This is a genomic window from Galbibacter marinus (genome assembly GCF_000300875.1).
GTDB classification, from domain to species: Bacteria; Bacteroidota; Bacteroidia; order Flavobacteriales; family Flavobacteriaceae; genus Galbibacter; species Galbibacter marinus.
Genome location: NZ_AMSG01000007.1, coordinates 39,679 through 60,979, shown reverse-complemented (window position 1 = coordinate 60,979; position 21,301 = coordinate 39,679). Strand labels below are relative to the sequence as shown.

The 21,301-nt window shown below is 38.7% G+C and carries 9 protein-coding genes and 1 pseudogene; all 10 read left to right on the top strand.

Annotated features, from left to right (window positions below):
* Positions 1 to 462 precede the first annotated feature (462 nt).
* The 10 genes and pseudogenes from I215_RS16735 (at position 463) to I215_RS16480 (ending at position 20,959) form a co-directional block, all read left to right on the top strand.
* Positions 463 to 2,000 (top strand): annotated as a pseudogene (locus I215_RS16735) (IS1634 family transposase).
* 880 nt (positions 2,001 to 2,880) lie between these two features.
* Complete coding sequence (locus I215_RS07065) at positions 2,881 to 6,039, top strand: SusC/RagA family TonB-linked outer membrane protein (protein ID WP_008991278.1); 3,159 nt, start codon at positions 2,881 to 2,883, stop codon at positions 6,037 to 6,039.
* 11 nt (positions 6,040 to 6,050) lie between these two features.
* On the top strand, positions 6,051 to 7,940 hold the full coding sequence (locus I215_RS07060; RefSeq protein ID WP_008991277.1) for a RagB/SusD family nutrient uptake outer membrane protein: 1,890 nt from the start codon (positions 6,051 to 6,053) through the stop codon (positions 7,938 to 7,940).
* 31 nt (positions 7,941 to 7,971) lie between these two features.
* On the top strand, positions 7,972 to 10,989 hold the full coding sequence (locus I215_RS07055) for a SusC/RagA family TonB-linked outer membrane protein (RefSeq protein WP_008991276.1): 3,018 nt from the start codon (positions 7,972 to 7,974) through the stop codon (positions 10,987 to 10,989).
* 20 nt (positions 10,990 to 11,009) lie between these two features.
* The gene (locus tag I215_RS07050; protein ID WP_008991275.1) at positions 11,010 to 12,755 is read left to right on the top strand and encodes a RagB/SusD family nutrient uptake outer membrane protein; all 1,746 of its coding nucleotides are present in this window, start codon (positions 11,010 to 11,012) and stop codon (positions 12,753 to 12,755) included.
* A 34-nt stretch (positions 12,756 to 12,789) separates the two neighbouring features.
* Positions 12,790 to 13,821, top strand: a complete 1,032-nt coding sequence (locus I215_RS07045) for a DUF5627 domain-containing protein (protein ID WP_040459992.1) — start codon at positions 12,790 to 12,792, stop codon at positions 13,819 to 13,821.
* 20 nt (positions 13,822 to 13,841) lie between these two features.
* Complete coding sequence (locus tag I215_RS07040) at positions 13,842 to 15,977, top strand: endo-1,4-beta-xylanase (RefSeq protein ID WP_008991273.1); 2,136 nt, start codon at positions 13,842 to 13,844, stop codon at positions 15,975 to 15,977.
* Positions 15,978 to 16,261: 284 nt separating this feature from the next.
* Positions 16,262 to 17,392 carry an endo-1,4-beta-xylanase gene (locus I215_RS07035; protein ID WP_193362584.1) on the top strand — a complete coding sequence of 377 codons (1,131 nt, stop codon included), beginning with the start codon at positions 16,262 to 16,264 and terminating at the stop codon, positions 17,390 to 17,392.
* Between the two features lie 36 nt (positions 17,393 to 17,428).
* Complete coding sequence (locus tag I215_RS07030) at positions 17,429 to 18,763, top strand: glucuronyl esterase domain-containing protein (RefSeq protein WP_008991271.1); 1,335 nt, start codon at positions 17,429 to 17,431, stop codon at positions 18,761 to 18,763.
* Between the two features lie 42 nt (positions 18,764 to 18,805).
* A complete protein-coding gene (locus I215_RS16480) occupies positions 18,806 to 20,959 on the top strand; it encodes a family 43 glycosylhydrolase (protein ID WP_008991270.1) in 2,154 nt (717 codons plus the stop codon).
* The last annotated feature ends 342 nt before the right edge of the window (positions 20,960 to 21,301 follow it).

The following is a 21,301-nucleotide window of genomic DNA, read 5'->3' as shown; positions in this document are numbered from 1 at the left end:
TTTTAATGTCATTACTGGTATTTAGCTAGAAGTTCGGAACTACTTTTAAATCGATTACTACGGAAATCTGCTTCAGATTGGTCGATTCGTTTATTCAACTCCTCATGGGACATTGGTTCATAAAGATTTTCAGAGGTATTCTTTTTTTCCTTTTTTTAATATTTTTTCGAATCTTGAGACGACATCATCACTCTGAAGTTTTAAGAACTCCTGTACAAAGGCTATTTTTCGAGTATCTAAATCCATAATTTAAGCTTTGATTTAAAGATACAAAATTATAAGTTCAGTCAATATTTCCATTACATGTATTAACCTATTACTTGATAACCTTAAGAATTTCATTTAGGTTTTCATTCGCTATTTCCTGACTTGTCCGCGGTGATTTTTACTAATTTTTAATCATCTGATACTATGCTTGTTAGTTTTTAATTTTTTGTAATTTGCTGACCTAAATTCCCAAATATGCTTAAAATCAGGCAAATTAAGTATTCCAAGGGTTCTACATCCGTTCAGGTTTACAAGATAGAGAATCGTAAACGTGTTATCCTTCGACATATCGGTACTGCGAGAACTGAAGATGATCTTAAAAATCTTAATACCCTTGCCAATGATTTTATTGAATAAACCAGTAAACAGCTTCTTCTTTTTAAGGAAGATGAAGCATCAAATAACATTTTAAATATTAAGCAAACAGAGTTTCTTGGAGTACATTATATGTTCTTTTATGATGTAATCCATAAGCTACTTATTTTTGCAGGATTTGATAAACTACGCAACCCATTTTTACTTGATCTAGTGCTTATGAGGATGTTTGAGCCAGCATCCAAACTTCGATCCGTTGCTTTGATTGAAGAATATTTTGGAATTAAGTATCGCCGACAACAGTATTATGAATCAGCTCCAAAATGGCTGACCTTAAAAACAAAGGCAGAATCAATCGCAGTAAATTTTGCAAAATCCCATTATGAATTTGACTATAGCTTGGTTTTTTATGACGTGACAACCTTATATTTTGAAACATTTAAATCAGATGATTTACGAAAGAATGGTTTTTCAAAAGACAACAAATCGCAACAACCCCAAATCTTAATAGGTTTGATGGTAACCAAAGAAGGCCTGCTGGTCTCTTACGATATATTCACAGGTAATACATTTGAAGGCCATACCTTCATCCCAATGATTGAAAAGTTAAATTAAAGAATCAGGTTAGTTCTTTTACTGTTGTAGCGGATGCTGCTATGATCAGTACAGAAAACAGTGAAGCGTTAAATAAAAAAGGGATTCATTACATTGTAGGTGGAAGGCTGGGTAATACATCAACAGCTTTACTTCAAGAAATTGATCGTGCTCTACCACGTTAGGATGGAAAGACTATTCGACTTAAAACTCATAATGGTTACCTGATTTGTAGTTTCTCCTCAGTCCGATACCGTAAGGACAAATATGAAATGGAAAAACAACTTGAGAAAGCCAAACACCTTATTGAAAATCCAGGAAAAAACAGAAAACTTAAGTTTACATAGGCCTCTGGAGAAAAGCTGGAACTTAATCAAAAGCTCGTTGAGAAAACACATAAGCTTCTAGGAGTAAAGGGATATTACACCAACTTACCAGAGCGTGTAGCTAGTAATAAAACAGTTATTGATCGTTACAGGGAATTATATAGGGTTGAACAGGCCTTTAGAATATCCAAATGTATATATTAACGTATAACTTTTAGATTGAAATAAACATCCAAAAGCGATTTACAGACACGACCTATCTTTCATTACAAGGAAGAGCCTATTAAGTTACATGTGCTGATATGCTTCATCGCGCTTTTTATCTCCAAGCATATAGAACTAAAAACTGGGGGCTGAATAAAAATTTTTGTACATGAATGTAAAAAAATAATCGATGCCCGGTTACTGAACAAAATAACCAATAAAGAAATCAGAATGAGGGCAAAAAACAACCCTATTATTATGGATATTTTATCCAAATTGGACCTGCTGACCTAAAATGGGCAAGTCAGGACCGAGATTCGGCAGTAGATACAGTATACTGCCGTTATTTAGATTAGTTTATTATTGTGTTTCTATTTTAATCTTTTAATACCTTATATCTAAATATCAACAAGGCTACTCCCATCGATGTGATTTGGAGATAAGAATCAGCCCAGTTTGTTTATAGGCACTTTTATTTACTCAATTCGCATTTTGCTAAAATTTATACTATCACTCAGACGATTTTGCCTAAAATCAACGCGAAATTGAATATGACAATGGCGTATTTTTCATTTTTTACAACCTTTTTATTGAGTTTTTTAGTCCAAAGTCACAACTTAAGTGTAAAATTAACATTTTTAAGCAATATAGTTCATGTAGATTATCCCATTCTTTCCTAATAGCTAAAAATCAGATAATTAACCTTTAAAATAATCCTATTTTAGTCGAAATTTAGATCGATTTTATCCCTTATTTCTCCTGCCTAAAGGCTAATGTAACATAGTGTAATGTATTTGTAACATGCAATTGTTCGCCAGACTAATTAACAGATATATTTGAGACAATTGTTTTAAGGAATAATTAACATATGCTTCTTTTAAAAGTAGTGCTACTCCTTAAATACTTAAAATTTTTATTTCAGTATAAGGAATTAAAGTAACCCATAAAGAAGGAAAACCAATTTAAATAATTAAACTAATCCACCAAAAATGAAACACTTTTACACAACATCACACCCAGAATCTTCTTTTCAAAAAATGGATAAACCCATCTGGAATGATTCAAGAACTATCGCTTTTTTGTATCGCTAACTACTACAACGTTATAGGTTGTAATTGGTCAGTTATCTGAAGCGATGTCTAATCATTTTATCAAGAGTTTAAAACATTTTAATATGAAAATAAATTTACTAAGTTGCCCTAACCGGACTATTACTATGGTTTTGGGGCTTTTGATTCTATTTCTTTTTTCTCCCACCCTTTACGCCAGCGACAGCGTACAAAACACTATTACTGGACGGGTTGTTTCTTCAGAAGACAACCTCGGTATTCCAGGTGTAAACGTGCTTATTAAAGAAGTGCCTGGGGTCGGTGCAGTTACGGATATGGAAGGAAATTATTCGATTAATGCACCTTCTGATGCTACACTGGTCTATAGTTATATTGGCTTTAAGACTGTTGAGCGAAAGATCAACAATCAGTCTGAGATTAATATAATCATGGATATTGATTCACAAACCTTAGAAGAAGTTGTTATAGTAGGATATGGTGAGCAAAAAAAAGAAGCAGTTGTTGCCTCTATTGTAGAAGTAGGTGGTGAAGTTTTAGAGCGAACCGGAGGGGTGTCCAGTATTGGATCAGCTTTAACAGGGAATGTGCCTGGTGTAATCACTAGTGCAAGTACAGGGATGCCAGGGGAAGAAGAACCTAGAATCCTAATTCGCGGACAAAGTACATGGAATAATTCTGAACCCCTTATTCTCGTAGATGGAGTAGAAAGACCTATGTCAAGTGTTGCCATAAGTTCAGTGGAATCCATCTCTGTCTTAAAGGATGCCTCGGCTACAGCTGTTTACGGTGTTCGTGGAGCAAATGGTGTAATTCTGGTGACCACAAAAAGGGGTAAAAAAGGAGAAGCAACCATACGGGTTAGAGTTAACACTACCATGAAAGTGCCATCCAAGCTACCTGGAAAGCTTGATTCTTATGGCGCATTGATGGTTCGAAACCGGGCCATTGAAAATGAACTTGGTTTAAACCCTAATGGTTGGAATGATTATTTGCCATTAGATATTATTGATAAATACCGAAACCCTGCCAATCAGGATGAACGAGAGCGATACCCAAATGTCGATTGGGCTGAAACGCTATTTCAAGATTATGCGATGTCTTACAACGCAAATGTCAACGTAAGCGGGGGAACAGATTTTGTAAAATACTTTACATCAGCAGATTTCCTGAGAGAGGGAGATTTGATGCAAAAATATGATAATAGCAGAGGGTATGAACCTGGTTATGGATATAATCGTTTGAATGTACGAGGAAACCTTGACTTCCAACTAACACCTTCGACCTTGTTTCAAGTAAACCTATCAGGATCTCGTGGAGTAAAGAAAAGTCCATGGGGAGCTGATGGTAGTGAGTACAGCATGTGGGTCGCTGCCTATAGTACAGCACCAGATGTTTTCCTTCCTCAGTATTCAGATGGAACTTGGGGATATTATGCCCCTAATGAAGGAGCTGCGACCAACTCTGCTAGAGTCTTAGGTCTAAGTGGTGTTCAATATGTAACTACCACCCGTTTAACAACAAACTTCACCTTAAACCAAGATCTGGATATGATTTTTGACGGTCTTGATTTCAGTGGAACTATTGCACTTGATAACACCTTCGTTGAAGGTGATCGCGGAGTGAATGATTTGTATAATGACGCACAAGAAAAATGGATAGACCCTGTTACAGGGACGATCCTTTATAAAAAAGCTTATGATCCCAATAGCCGTTTTGATTTTCAAGAAGGGGTGAAATGGTCGCCAAGCGCAGGTTCAGTTCGAGACTGGGCTTCTCACAGAAAATTATTCTATCAATTACAGTTGAGATATGCCAAAAATTTTGGTGGGCGACACGATGTTTCTGTTATGGGTCTTATGAATAGAAATGAAAATGCTACGGGTAGTGAAATACCCCGATATAGAGAAGATTGGGTTTTTAGAACTACCTATACCTTAGATAACAAATACACCTTTGAGTACAACGGGGCGTATAATGGATCCGAGAAATTTAGCCCTGAAAATCGATTTGCTTTCTTCTCCTCAGGAGGGATTGGTTGGATCGTTTCTAGAGAAAACTTCCTTGAGTCGGCCTCTTTTATAGATCTGATTAAACTCAGAGCGAACTACGGAGAAATTGGAGATGATAATGTTGCTGGAAGATTCTTATACATGACTCAATGGGGCTATAGCGGTCAAGCAAGACTTGGAATAACAGGCGAAGGAGCCGAACAAAGCCCATACACTTGGTATACCGAGCAATCCGTAGGAAACCCTGAAGTGTCTTGGGAAAAGGTGAAGAAAACAAACATTGGGGTTGATTTTGGATTTCTCAATGGTTTTATCTCAGGGAGCTTTGATTACTTTAAAGATGAGAGAACCGATATTTTAATAAACGGTGGTGATAGGGCGATACCATCCTATTTTGGTACTGATGCTCCAGTTGCAAATCTGGGACATGTGGTAAATAAAGGTTTTGAATTTGACCTTAACCTAAGCCATAGATTCCAAAATGGTCTAAGACTTTGGTCTAACATCAATATGACTCATTCTAAAAATGAGGTGATCTATGCAGATGATCCTGCTTTATTACCAGATTACCAAAAAAGACAAGGATTGCAAATAGGACAAGCCTATTCGCACGTCACACCAGGATACTACAATACCTGGGATGAGCTTTATGCAAGTACCATTCACAATGCGAATGACAGTCAAAAATTACCTGGAAATTATCACATTATAGACTATAATGCAGATGGGGTCATAGATTCATATGATAATATTCCATACGGCTTTACGGGCTCTCCACAAAACACCTATAATATAACCACAGGGGTTGATTGGAAAGGATTTAGTGCTTATGTACAATTCTATGGAGTTAACAATGTTACGCGTCAGGTAGTTTTAGGAAGTTTAACCAGTCAGAATCATATCGTGTATGATGAGGGTAGTTATTGGTCAAAAGACAATATCAACGGAGATACTCCTATGCCGAGATGGCTTACCACTCCTAGTGGATTTAATGACGCCAATAGATTTTTCTATGATGGTTCTTACGTACGACTTAAAAATGCTGAAATAGCCTATACGTTTGATGCAAAATCCAGTTTGGCACAACGATTAGGGATTCAAGACCTTCGGATCTACCTCAATGGAAACAACCTTTTCTTATGGTCGGATATGCCAGATGATAGGGAATCAAACTTTGCAGGTACAGGCTGGGCGTCTCAGGGAGCTTACCCTACTGTGAAGCGATATAACTTAGGAGTAAATATTACATTTTAAACTAGCCTCGTATGAAAAAGTACTTAAAAAATATTATAAAATTTAGCTTTGCCATTGGTACGATGGCTGTGATTTCTTCCTGTGAGAAGTATTTGGATAGGGAAGATGAATCCATTGTTTCAGAAACAGAAGCATTTAAGAATTTCACCAATTTTCAGGGCTTTACAGAAGAACTGTATCACTGTATTCCAGATTTCACCAATGCCTATTGGACAAATTCCTGGAACTGGGGTGATGATGAAATTCAATCAACAGCTAGAGATTTTCACTTTTTATGTAAGATTGAAAATGGAGACTTTTGGGGATGGCAATCAGAATTTGATGGTTGGCAAGCAGGTTGGATGGATAGAAATAACACCAATACCAATGATGACAGGTTTACTAAATCTCTTTGGCAATTAGGTTGGTATGGAATTAGAAAAACCAATATAGGGCTAGCCAATTTAGAACTACTAACTGACGCAAGCCAAGAAGAGAAGGACTTGATTAAGGGGCAACTCTTGTTCTTTAGAGCATGGTTTCATTTTCAGTTTATCCAATATTTTGGAGGATTACCTTATATAAATGAGGTCTTGCCAAGTGATGAACCATTGCAATTGCCAAGACTGAGTTATCATGAAGCAGCTGATCTTGCTGCTCAGGATTTTCGTGAGGCTGCTAATTTGTTGCCAATTGATTGGGACGATACCGCAGCTGGTACTGCAACCTTAGGTAAAAACCAACTGCGTATCAATAAAATAATGGCTCTTGGATATCTAGGTAAGAACTATTTATGGGCGGCAAGTCCTCTGATGAACAGAGAATCTACTGGAAATTCTGGTTACAACACGGCGTATGCTCAAAAGGCAGCGGAAGCCTTTGCAGAATTACTTAACCTTACTGAATCTGGTCAGGCTGATTATTCTTTAGTGCCATTTTCAGATTATCATTTGAATTTCTATACCACAGGTCAGAATTGGCAAATCCCAGGGAGTACAGAGGCTATTTTTAGAGGTCCTTACTTTGGAGCACATGGATCCACCTATGGTACGGCTAAACAATATCAGCCTTCACCAATTTTAACGGACGGTGATGTCAAATTTCTACCTACTGCAAATTATGTAGACCTATATGGAATGGCTAACGGAATGCCTATTGATGACATTACCCAAGCTGACCCTACTTCAGGATATGATCCTGAGTACCCTTGGAGAAATAGAGATCCAAGATTCTACAACGACATTATGTTTGATGGGGTTCGCGCCGTTCAAGGTTCGATGCCACCAGAGGAGGAGTTTAACCGCTATGCCAACCTTTTTACTGGAGGTAGTTATAGAAACATATCTACAGGAAGTAGAACAGGGTACTTGCTCTATAAGTTCATTCCAAGAACCGCCAATAAGTATGATGACGGTTATGGTTATGGAAATAACCTGAATATCCACTTGCCATATATGAGGCTTTCTGGTGTATATCTAATGTATGCGGAAGCAGCCGCTCAAGGGTATGGATCACCTTCAGGTCAAGTTTCTGGATTTAGTAAGACTGCTGTGGATGCCATTAACCATGTAAGACAGCGTGCTGGGGTAGGACCTGTAGCAGGTGAGTTTTTGGGAAGTTTGGATGCTTTTATGGGTGAAGTTCGTAGAGAACGAGCTGTAGAGTTGGCGTTTGAAGGACACCGATTCAACGACCTAAGACGTTGGTTGTTGCTTATAGAAAGTCCTTATACGCTCAAGAAATCTGTTGAATTTGATAGAGCGGGTGAACTCAACACCGATGATCCTTCCCAAAATCGAGTACTAAACCTAAGGGAAGAAATAATTCTAGAAAGAAATTTTAGTAGCAAGCACTATTGGCTACCTCTAAAAAATGTAGATGTAAATATGTACTTGGAATTTAGCCAAAATCCAGGCTGGTAACCACATAGTGTTCAACTTAAAGAAATAAAGAATGAATAATATAAAATTTAAAATAGCCTTTTGTGCACTAATTGCATTGTTTCCATTAATGGGAATCGCTCAAACCTCAGATCAAATTGATCTGCAGGCGACCGTCAGAGGCAAAAAAGGGGCACCTCTAGTGGGTGCGACCGTCAGAGGAGAATCTGGTGAGCAGGTCCTTACCGATTCTGTAGGTAGTTTTGCTATCACTACAAGATTGTATTCTGAATTGGTCATTGCGGCATCAGATTATAGGTCTAAAACAGTGATGGTTAAACCAGATTTGAGTAATATACTTCTCAAACCATTGGATGAGTTTTCGGATGTCAATGTTGCCTTTAGAAGCGTCGAAAAGAGAAATTTAATTGATGGGGTTTCCGTACTAGACTATGAAGATCTCATGGAGAAGAATTATAATACCAGTACATTTGAGAATCTAGATGGTATGATCAACGGATTCCACGGCAATCTCTGGGGAATGGATAAATATTTGGTTCTTATCGATGGAATTCCACGTGATGCTGGTAGTGTTAATCCTACTGAAATCGAGCAAATTAGTTTATTGAAAGGGATTTCCGCAGTCGCTCTATACGGAAGCCAAGCAGCTAAAGGCGTCGTTCAAATCACCACAAAAAGAGGGAAGGTACAAAAGCAAGAAATTGAAGTTAATGTAAACGCTGGGATATTTGTTCCTAAAAGTTTTCCAAAATATTTAGGTTCCGCCGAGTACATGACCCTCTATAATGAGGCAAGAGCAAATGATGGATTAAGTCAACTCTACAGTGATGAGACAATTTATAATTATGCCTCTGGAAGCAATCCTTACAGATATCCAGATGTGAATTATTACTCTTCTGAATATTTGAAGCAAACTTATAATCGCTATGATGCATCAGCTCAAATTACTGGAGGTAATGAGACTGCTCAATACTATACCAACTTAGGTTTTTATACCGCTGGTAGTCTTATGGACTTTGGTGAAGCAGAAAACAACAGAACCCAACGATTTAATATCCGAGGAAATGTTGATATTAACATTAGCAAAGCCCTCTATGCCACAGTAGATGCATCGGCAGTATATTACAATGGCTGGGGTGTAAATACTGACTACTGGGCAAATGCCGCCACTTTAAGACCAAATAGATTTGCTCCTCTAATTCCCATTGATATGATTGAACCGAGTGATGAGAGCTCGATGCAGTATGTAAATAACAGTAGTTATATTATTAATGGAAAGTATCTTTTGGGAGGAACGCAATTGGATCAAACCAATCCATTTGCAGCCATCTATGCTGGAGGAAGCAATAACTTTACCAGTAGACAATTTCAGTTTAATACTGGTGTAGGAGCGGATCTTGGAAGTGTTTTAGAAGGATTGAGTTTCCATTCAAAATTTGGGGTGGATTATTCAACTTCATATAATCAATCATATAACAACCAGTATGCGGTTTATCAGCCAAGCTGGACCAATTATAACGGATCAGATTTAATTTCTGGACTAACTCAATATGGGCAGGACGCCAAATCAGGAGTTCAGAACATCAGTGAAAGCTGGTATAGACAAACGATTTCATTCTCAGGGCAATTTAATTATGAAACGGTATTTGAGCAACATCACAACCTATCGGCTATTCTACTAGCCAATGGATTCCAGCAATCTATATCAGAGCAGTACCACCGTACCAGTAATGCCAATTTAGGTTTGTATTTAGGCTATGATTACATGGATAAATACTTTGTAAATTTTAGTGGCGCTTTAGTACATTCTGCAAAACTACCAGAGGGAAATCGTCAGGCATTTTCACCGACCATTTCACTTGGTTGGCGTTTAAGTGAGGAAGATTTCTTAAGTAATTCTGATGTGGTAGATGAGCTTAAGTTTACCGTCTCTGCAGGGATTCTTCACACCGATATCGATATAGATGATTACTTCTTATACCAGAGTATCTACACCCAAACCGATGGTGCTTGGTTTAACTGGAGAGACGGTGCTTTAAGTCAATCCACAGATTCTAGAAGAGGGGAGAATAACGACTTAACCTTCGCTAAAAGAAAAGAAATTAACCTAGGGGTAGAAGCTTCCTTGCTTGATAAGAGGCTACAAATTCAAGGATCCTTTTTCGCCAATGAAATATCTGGAGGTGTAGTACAGGCCGATATACTTTATCCAAGTCACTTTATAACCTATTGGCCAAACTCTTCCTTTATTCCTTATGTGAATTACAACCAGGATCAGCGTATTGGTTTTGATTTTAATATCAATTGGAAGGAGCAATTTGGCCAGGTGGAAACTACCTTAGGATTGGTTGGTACTTATTACAAGACAACAGCCACAAAACGAGCTGAAATGTTTGAGGATGCTTATCAAAATAGAAAAGGTAACCCTATGGATGCTATATGGGGCCTAGAGAATGATGGTTTTTTCTCCAGTATTGAAGAAATTGAAAACTCACCCACCCAGAGTTTTGGTCAAGTAGCCCCAGGGGATATAAAATATAAGGATCAAAACAACGATGGAATCATCGATACCCAAGATGAGGTATACTTAGCCAAAGGAGGCTGGTTTGGTTCTCCCTTAACCTTAGGGGTGAATTTCACTGCCAAATGGAAAGATTTCACCTTTTTTGCCCTAGGAGTTGGACGATTTGGAGCCCACGCTATGAAAAACAGTTCCTATTTCTGGATGGATGCCGAGGATAAGTATTCCATTATAGCTCGCGATCGTTGGACCCCAGAGACAAGTGAAACGGCGAGCTATCCAAGGCTAACCACCACCAATAGCAACAATAACTTTAGATCCTCAGATTTCTGGCTCTATAGCACTGATCGTTTTGATCTTGCCAAGGTTCAGATATCCTATAACTTACCCAATACACTGTTCGCAAAATCCTTTGTAAACGAATTGGGTGTTTATATAAGTGGATCCAATCTATTAACTGTGTCTTCTAATCGTGAAGTACTCGAGTTAAATGTTGGAGGAACTCCACAGAATCGATTTTTCAACTTGGGTGTAAAAGCAATATTTTAAAAATTAAAACAAAATTGGAAATGAAAAGTAAACTACTACTTCTTTTATTTTTAGTCGTTGCAATTACCGGTTGTGATGATCTTATAGAACCCGCTATAGAGAACAATAGAAGCCTTGATGATATGTATGATGAAGCGGAATACGCCCAGGGTATTTTACTCAATGGCTATACGCGATTGCCAAATAATGGGTATTCCTTTGATGATGTGGCCACGGACGATGCGGTTAGTAATGCTGTTGGTACGGTAAATAGTAACAACTACCGCGAGGTTGCCACTGGGCAGTGGACCGCTCAAAACAATCCTTTTGATCAATGGAGAAACGCACGTGCCGCAATTCAGTATATCAACATCTTCTTAGCAGAGGCCGATAAAGTTACTTGGTCTACAGATGAGCAAATTAGTCAGATGTTTAACGATCGACTTAAAGGAGAGGCATACGGGTTAAGAGCATTGTATATGTACTACCTTTTACGTACTTCCGCTGGGTGGGCTAACGGTGAACTTTTAGGGGTGCCGATTTTATTGGAACCAGAAGAAACTGGATCTGATTTTAATCAGCCAAGAGCCACATTCGAGCAGTGTATGCAACAATTATATCAGGATGTAGCCCAAGCAGAGATACTACTCCCTTTGGATTATGAAACCGTAGAAACACTTCCAGAAGGTTATTCAAACCTAGCGGATTACAACCGAGTTTTTGGGGAGTATGCCAAACAGAGAATGACTGGAAGAATAGCTAAAACCATTAGAGCGCAAGCCGCTTTACTGGCTGCTAGTCCAGCTTACGCGCAAGGAAATACTACCACTTGGGCTGATGTAGCCAATTACGCTGCTGAGGTGCTAGTTGAAAATGGAGGCGTAGCTGGTATTGCAGAAAACGGACATACCTGGTATAAAAATACTTCCATCATAAGTGGAATTGGAGGTGGTAACAACCCACCAGAGATTATTTGGAGAACTGATGTGGTAGAAACCAATGATTTGGAGAGACGTAATTTCCCACCAACACTATTTGGTGAGGGAGAGATTAATCCAACTCAAAACTTAGTGGATGCGTTCCCAATGGCAAATGGTTATCCTATTGATGATCCAGCTAGTGGATTTGATCCTTCAAATCCTTATGCTAATAGAGATCCAAGATTAAACCACTATGTGGTGGTGAATCAAAGTACTGCAGGAGCCAACAATGTGACCATTACTACAGCAGCCGATGGCACCACCAACGATGCCTTAAATGCTGTTGAAACTTCAACTAGGACAGGTTATTATCTAAGAAAACTGCTAAGGCAAGACGTTAATTTAGACCCTGTGGTGAATAATACACAGCAACATTATACCTCAAGAATGCGCTATACTCAGTTATATCTGATTTACGCTGAGGCAGCTAATGAAGCTTGGGGACCAAAAGGTACTGGAGCCCATGGTTTCTCAGCCTATGATGTTATCTCTAGAATACGTGAGCGTGCAGGGATTACCCAACCAGATGCGTATCTAGAGGCTATGGCACAAGATCCAGCGAGCATGCGAGATCTTATTAGAAACGAACGTCGATTAGAACTCTGTTTTGAAGGATTCCGTTTTTGGGATATACGTCGCTGGGGAAATGATTTAACCACTCCAGCTAGTGGAGTAAGTATCACTAATAATACTCATCAAACCATAACGGTAGAAAATAGGGTTTTTGAAGATTATATGCAATATGGTCCAATCCCTTTTAGTGAGGTTTTAAAATATGATAAGCTTATTCAAAACCAAGGGTGGTAGTAAGTCCGTCCCTTTTATAAACAAAGAAAACAATATGAAAATCAAACTCTATATAGCAGCATTACTTATTTTTTCAGGTTTGACTTCTTGTCATAATGATAAGACTGAATTTGATGACTATCAGTTCCAAACGGTTTATTTTGCTTACCAATACCCGGTGAGGACAATTACCTTTGGTGAAGATATTTTTGATACCACATTAGACAACCAAGGAAAGACCAAAATAATGGCAACCATTGGAGGGACTTACCACAATGATCGCGATGTTCGTATCAATTTTCAGGTCGATAACACTATAACCGAAAACCTACTTTTCGAGCAGGGTGGTGAGAAGATCCTACCTATGCCAGAGAATTATTATACTCTTAATTCCAACGAGATCAAAATACCAAAAGGCGAGATTGCTGGTGGTGTGGAGGTTCAATTTAGCGATGCTTTTTTTGCGGATCCACTTGCCACTAGTAGAAACTATGTTATCCCGCTTCAAATGACCAATGTGGTCAATGCAGATTCTGTTTTGTCAGGAAGACCTCTTGCGGCCAATCCTAGAAAAGCAGTTGCGGATGATTGGGATGTTTTACCTAAGGATTACATCTTATACGCAGTAAAATATATCAACACTTGGGAAGGAAATTATTTGCGTCGTGGTGTTGATGTCATTAAAGGAACCCCAGGAAATGAAAGTCTTGACGATACAGTGGTTAGACATCAACAATATGTTGAGGATGATCAAGTCATAGGGCTTTCAACGCGTAGTCTAACTGAAACTTCATTGGACTTGACTTTTCAAAATAGCGAAGGATACGCAGTGAACTGTACCTTAATCTTAAGCTTTGATGATGCTGGGAACTGTACCATTAGTGCAGGTTCTGATCAGTATACCGCTAGCGGAAGTGGGAAGTTTGTGAAAGATGGAGAGAAGGAAAGTTGGGGAGGCGAAGACCGTGATGCCCTTTACCTAGAGTATCAAGTGAACATGGATGAAATTTCAGTAAGTACCACCGATACGCTAGTTCTTAGAGATCGTGGTGTGGCCATGGAGACCTTTTCACCAGTAGTAGAATAAAATTTAAAACAAAATCGATTATGCAATATATAAATCGTTTTCTCGTATATAGCGGCGTTTTAGCTATGGTCTTTTCCTGCGCCGACCTAGATCCATTAGAATTTGCAGTGGAAAAACCAAAAGCTATTCAGGCGCAAGAAGAATTAAATGAATATGAACCTCTTAAAAGTTATATCGACAGTAGTTCAAATCCTAAGTTTAAATTAGGCGGAGCCGTTTCATTATCTGACTATGTCAATAAAGGCCTTGCCTACCGATTGATCAATAAAAACTTCCATGAACTAACCTTAGGTTACGGAATGAAGCATGGTGCTGTGGTACAAGCTGACGGAACCATAGAACTAAGGCAGGTCAATGAACTTATCGCGGCGGCAGAAGCCGTAGGAACCTCAGTATTTGGACACACTCTTACCTGGCACGCCAATCAAAATGCAAGTTATTTAAACGGGACACTTGCTCCACTTGTTATTGAATCTCCTTCTTTTCCAAATGATTTGGATAAAGCAGGTTTGGAAGATGGGAGTCTATCTGGATATACCACTAATAGTCAAGGATTAAGTATTGTAGATGGACAAGGAATTGGAGAAGGGGCCAATGCAATTGAAATTCAAGTAGCCTCAGCAAATGAGGACCCTGGAGCTGTTCGATTGACCACTCCAGATATTCCAGTGGTTGCGGGACATGAATACGAAGTGATATTTTATATAAAATCAGACCAGCCTGGACAAGGACGAATATCATTCGAAGGTTTAAATGAGAATACCCCCGCGTTGGACTATGATTCAGATGGAGAAGCAACTGAATTCTTTCAAACAGGTTTTTCTTGGAATGAAGTACGATTCAAAGTGAAGGATTTTGCAGGGGATAGTTTTAGCTTAAACTTTGATTTTGGTTATAGCGCTGGAGTAACCTATACAATTGATGTTAATAACCTTTATGTATACGATACCCAGGGTGACCTGATTGTTAGCAATTTGGTTGAAAACGGAGATTTTGAAACAGGAACTGGCTGGGGAGGCTGGGGTAATAATGCTCAAATGGGCGTAACCCAAGATGGTCTTGGATATGGGAATCAAGGAAAGGCATTTTACTTAACCAATCCATCGATAACAGGGGGATTTTGGGAAGTACAATCTGTCTACGAATTTCCAGAAGCTTTGACTAATGGAGAAATGTATACCCTGAGTTTTTGGGTAAAAGGGGATGCAGAAGGTATCATCCGACCAGAATTACAAAGCCCTGATTACAGCTCCAATGCATTTGGACAAGTAAACGTAAACCAAGAATGGCAACGCGTTGAACTTTCCACAACCGCAACGGCAGCTGACCGTCAAAGACTCATCGTTAGTTATGGAGAATTTGCAGGAACAGTATATATCGATAATGTATCTCTGATTAGCGCCTCTGGAGGTGGCGGGTCTACCACCATACTAATAAGAGACGATGAGGTGAAAAAAGCCATCGTTGAACAAGAATTAGAACGCTGGATTGAAACTATGGTTACGGGACTTCCCTATGTCAATGCATGGGATGTAGTTAATGAACCAATGGATGACGGAAATCCCTATGAGTTAAAAAGCGCCCAAACCGATTCCGATATAAGTAGCGATGAATTTTACTGGCAAGATTATCTAGGAAAAGATTATGCCGTAAAAGCATTTAATCTTGCTCGGGAATTCGGAAAACCGGAAGACCTCTTATTTATAAATGACTATAATTTAGAGTACAATTTAGACAAATGTAAGGGTCTGATTGACTATGTGTCCTACATTGAAAGTCAAGGGGCTACAGTGGATGGAATTGGAACTCAAATGCACATTAGTATTGATTCTGATAAAGATAAAATTACTGAAATGTTTAAGCTTCTGGCTCAAACAGGAAAATTAGTTAAGGTATCGGAACTTGATGTTAGAACAAATACTTCAGAGGCCACAGAGGAGATTCTTCAACTTCAAGCGGAGATGTACGCCTATGTGGTACAAGCATATATTGATAATGTCCCAAAAGAACAACGCTATGGTATTACCGTATGGGGAATCAGTGATAGTCCAGAGGACGCAAGCTGGTTACCAGGAGAATTTCAAGGTCTATGGGATATTAATTTGAACAGAAAGCCAGCGTACCAAAGTTTCGCTGAAGCATTAAAAGGACTTTAATAGCTATAGTTTTATGAATTAGATACTTAAAATAACCATACATATATTTAATTTTAGTCAAGTGTAGTTTTACACACCATAGTTCTCCTAACCTAAGGAAGCTTGTTTATTGGAAAGCGCGGTGACGCTAAAATCCAGTATACTAATAAGCTTTCCTGGGCTTAGGAGACCTGTTTGATAGTAATAAAGAAAAAACCAACAATACTCAACCTTGATAAAAGATCATTACAATAACAAGGTTAGCGCATTTTTAAATAAACAACGGTATGTTAAAAAGAACCCATATGAGGATCATGACACTAATGTGCTATGCAGTAATAAGCTTTTCTATCTGTACGATCCAAAAAGCAGTAGCCCAAAGTGAGCCTAGCACGCAAATGACCCTTAAAGACGCTTACAAGGATAAATTTTACATAGGAACAGCCCTAAACGCATGGCAGCTAATGGGAAATAAACCAAGCGAAATGCACATTGCTCAGAGTCAATTTAATTCTATAGTTGCTGAGAATGTCATGAAGAGTGGAAGAATACAAGCAAAAGAAGGCGAATTTAACTTTGAGCTTGCCGATAAATTTGTAGAATTTGGGGAGCAAAACAATATGCATATACACGGACACACTCTAATATGGCATTCCCAGGCTCCAAGATGGTTCTTTACAGATCAACAAGGTAATTTGGTGTCCAAAGAAGTACTTACCGAGCGAATGAAAACCCATATTTTTACCGTTGTTGGAAGGTATAAAGGAAGAATAGATTCTTGGGATGTGGTCAATGAAGCCATTGAGGATGATGGGAGCTACCGCAATAGTAAGTTCTATCAAATTTTAGGAGAAGATTTTATTAAACTTGCTTTTAAATTTGCTCATCAAGCCGATCCAGATGCTGAGCTGTATTACAATGATTATTCGATGGCTATTCCAAGTAAACGAAATGGGGTCGTTAAAATGGTTAAAAAATTAAAAGATGAAGGAATTCCTATCCATGGTATCGGAATGCAAGGGCATATAGGGTTAAACCATCCAGATATAAAAGAATTTGATAAAAGTTTAGAGGCTTATTCGCAATTAGGGAAGGTTATGATTACCGAACTAGAACTCAGCGTGCTACCGTCTCCATGGGGTGATGCTGGAGCAGAACTCTCAGACACCTATACTTATGAGGATAAGATGAATCCATTTCCCAATGGACTGCCTGAGGATGTCCAAAGACAGTTTACCCAGCGATATGTAGAATTTTTCAAACTTTTCTTAAAGCATAGTGACCATATAAGTAGGGTTGCACTTTGGGGAATTAACGATGGGAATTCATGGAAAAATAACTGGCCTGTTAGAGGAAGAACCGATTATCCGTTACTTTTTGATCGTGATAACCAAGCTAAGCCCGTAGTGAAAGAACTAATAGAATTAGTGCGATAATTTCTCAAAACAACCTGGGTATTAAAAGATAATAAGATGAGACAACGATCACTAATTACTTTGATGTTATTTGTGTTTTCAGGAACATTGACCGCCCAATTTTCACAGCATGCCTTGGACAGTATTAATCGTTTAAATACTGCAGATCATAAATTGATGATGGATAAATTGGGTATTGAATCTTTAAGACCGGGACCTTCAGGGGATCCAAATGCACCAAATGCTGCAAATTCAGATGAATCAAAGGTACGCTCCTTTGAACTGCCAGAATTACTGAACTTTAATAACGGCACTACTGTCAGTTCTGTTTCCCAGTGGGAAGAGCGTCGTTTAGAAATATATGAAGCTTTTGACACTGAGGTTTATGGACGTTTTCCAGAGAAGATACCAGAAGTACACTGGAAGGTGATTGCCGAAAAAGATTCCGTAATTAGTCAATACCCAGTTGTTGTTCAAAAGCTTTTAGGGGTTGTTGACAATACCTCTTACCCTAATATTAAGGTGTGTATTGAAATGACTTTAACCCTTCCAACGGATTATAAAAAGGTACCCGTAATATTAAAATTTGATTGGCAGTTCCCAGCAGGATTTAATCCAGCAAGCCAGCAGAAAATCCCATGGCAAGAACAATTGTTAGCCGAAGGATTTGGTTATGCTTCCTTGATTCCCACAAGTTATCAAGCAGATAATGGTGCTGGACTTTCATCGGGAATCATAGGTCTGGTAAATAAGGGAGAACCTCGAAAATTAGAGGATTGGGGCACCTTAAAAGCTTGGGCATGGGGTGCAAGTAGAGCACTCGATTATTTTAAGAGTCACCCGAGGGTAAATGAGAAAAAGGTTGCCATAGAAGGACTTTCACGTTATGGTAAGGCCGCCATGGTAACCATGGCCTATGACAAGCGATTTGCTGCAGGATTTATCGGTTCTGCTGGAGCTGGTGGAACAAAGATCCTCAGACGTAATTTTGGGGAGCAGGTAGAAAATTTGGCCTCTAGTTTCGAGTACCATTGGTTTGCTCCTAATTTTATAAAATACGCAGGGCCCTTAACGGTTGATGATTTGCCTGTGGATGCTCATCATTTAATAGCGCTCACTGCCCCAAGACCAGTGTTCATAAGTGCTGGGGATCCAAGTGTTGAGGGCAATTGGGTCGATGCTAAAGGAATGTTTTTAGCCAGTTTGCATGCAAGTGAGGCCTACAAACTCTACGCAGAAAAAGGGTTGTCAGCATTACAATACCCCGAAGTAGGAGAATTTCTTTCCCAAGGAAAGCTCGTTTTTAGGATCCATGAAGGTGGACATACAGTAGAGCCGAATTGGCAATATTTTATAAGCTTTATTAAACCAATTTTTAAATCCTCAAAATAAAAGAAAAGTAACGTCAACTAAATAATAATAACAGCCATTACAATGAAAACAAAAATGCTTATCTACCTTGGAATGTTTATGGTAATTTGCCAAGCTACTGCCCAGGATCCCAATTTCCATATATACCTTGCTTTTGGTCAGTCCAATATGGAAGGTCATGCTAGAATACAGCCTCAGGATACTGTAGAAACAGATCCGAGGTTTAAGATACTTCAAGGGGTAGACTGCCCAGAATTAAACCGGGTAATGGGTCATTGGTATACTGCTAAACCGCCATTAGTTCGATGTAGTACAGGGATGACCCCAACAGATTTTTTCGGAAGAGAAATGATCAAATACTTACCAGATAATATACAGGTTGGTGTTATTAACGTAGCTGTTGGTGGTTGTAAAATTGAGCTATTTGATAAGGAAAATTACCAATCTTATGTGGATGCATCACCAGATTGGTTAAAAAACATGGTAAAAGAATATGATGGTAATCCCTATGGTAGATTGGTTGAACTTGCTAAAATCGCCCAAAAAGACGGCGTGATAAAAGGGATTTTGGTTCACCAAGGTGAATCCAATACAGGGGATACTACATGGCCACAAAAACTAAAAGGGGTTTATGATAATTTAATTAAAGACCTTAATCTAGATCCTAAACAAGTACCTCTTCTAGCAGGTGAAATGGTCAGTGAAGAGCAAGGAGGTGCTTGTTGGAGCATGAATGAAATAATAGCCACCTTGCCAGATCACATCCCAAACAGCTATGTGATTTCATCCGAAGGCTGTGATGCGGTAGCTGATCGATTACATTTTTCAACCAAAGGTTATCAAAAACTTGGAAAAAGATATGCAAGACAAATGCTTGAGCTTCAAGAAATAAAACTGCCCGCAATCCCAAGTATCTATAATCCGATTATTCAAACCAATTACACTGCAGATCCAGCCCCAATGGTTTACAATGGGACATTGTATTTATACACCTCACATGATGAAGATGAGTCTACGTGGTTTACGATGAATGATTGGAGATTATACACCACTCAGGATATGGTAAATTGGACCGATCATGGAACAGTGCTATCGTATAAGGATTTTAGTTGGGGCAAACAAAACGCTTGGGCACCTCAGGCCATTGAACGGGATGGGAAATTTTACATGTATGTACCCATTACCTCTAAAGAGGGTAAAAATGGCATTGGAGTGGCGGTTGCAGACTCTCCTTATGGTCCTTTTAGGGATCCACTAGGCAAACCTTTAATTAGCAATAGTAATGCAGATATAGACCCTACGGTTTTTATAGACGATCATGGTCAGGGATATCTTTTTTGGGGAAATCCTGAGTGTTATTACGTCAAACTAAATGAAGACATGATCAGCATAGAAGGGGAGATAAGTAAAATTCCAAATACTATTAAATCCTTTGGAAAGCGAGAGGGTGAGAAAGATGAGCTACGACCCACAACCTATGAAGAAGGTCCATGGCTCTATAAGAGAGATGATCTTTATTATTTGTTATTCGCAGCTGGGCCAATTCCAGAGCATATCGGATACTCGACGAGCAAGAACATAACTGGGCCTTATACCTACAGAGGGAAAGTAATGCCTCAAGAAGGAAGATCTTTTACAAATCACCCTGCTATTATTGATTTTAAAGGAAACACCTACTTTTTCTACCACAGTGGTGCACTACCTGGAGGAAGTGGGTTTACAAGATCAGTAGCAGTGGAAAAGGCTAATTTCAACTCCAAAGGGGAGATTGAACAAATGAGTATGACTGCTGGAATTCAGCAGGCCCTACAAACTTTAAATCCCTATCGTAAAAATGAAGCAGAAACAATCGCCTGGTCAGAAAAGGTAAAAGCTAAAGAAAATGAGACTGTAGGAATATATGTCACCGGGGAAGCTAAAGGGGCTTTTACAATGGTTAGATCCGTTGATTTTCAAAATACAGGAGCCAAAGAATTTACCGCTCGTGTCGGGACAGTTCATAATGGTGATGTGAGTATAGAAGTGCGACTTGATTCGAAAGACGGACAAAAGATTGCAGAGATTAAGGTACCACTCACTGGAGGGGAAGACCGTTGGGAGCTAGTAAGGTCAGAAATTTCAGAGAAAGTCACAGGTGTTCACGATGTGTATTTTATATTTAAAGCAAAAGCCCCAAGTAAAATTTTGCATTTTGATTACTGGATGTTTTCTAGATAGGTAGGCTTCCCTTGTATGGTTAGAAAAATATTCAAGACAATGATAACAGGCATTTGCCATTAATTTATATCTTTGCCAAATAAGTTACTTTGATATTTTTTTTGAACTTTATATAAGTTCACCACTTATTATAATATAATGTGAATTCCTTTTTTTAAAATAATCTATTGTTAAAGAGGATTGTAAAGCGCTGAATTAGATCAGTGACTTTAATCACATAAAGATAGTTGTGTTGTTCAGTAGCAGGAGTGCTGCTGAAGGTTTAATAGTTAAACCAATGAAAGGCTTTCCTTTTTAGCAATAGCTAGAAAGTTGAAGGCTTTTTTTGTTTTTGACCATTAT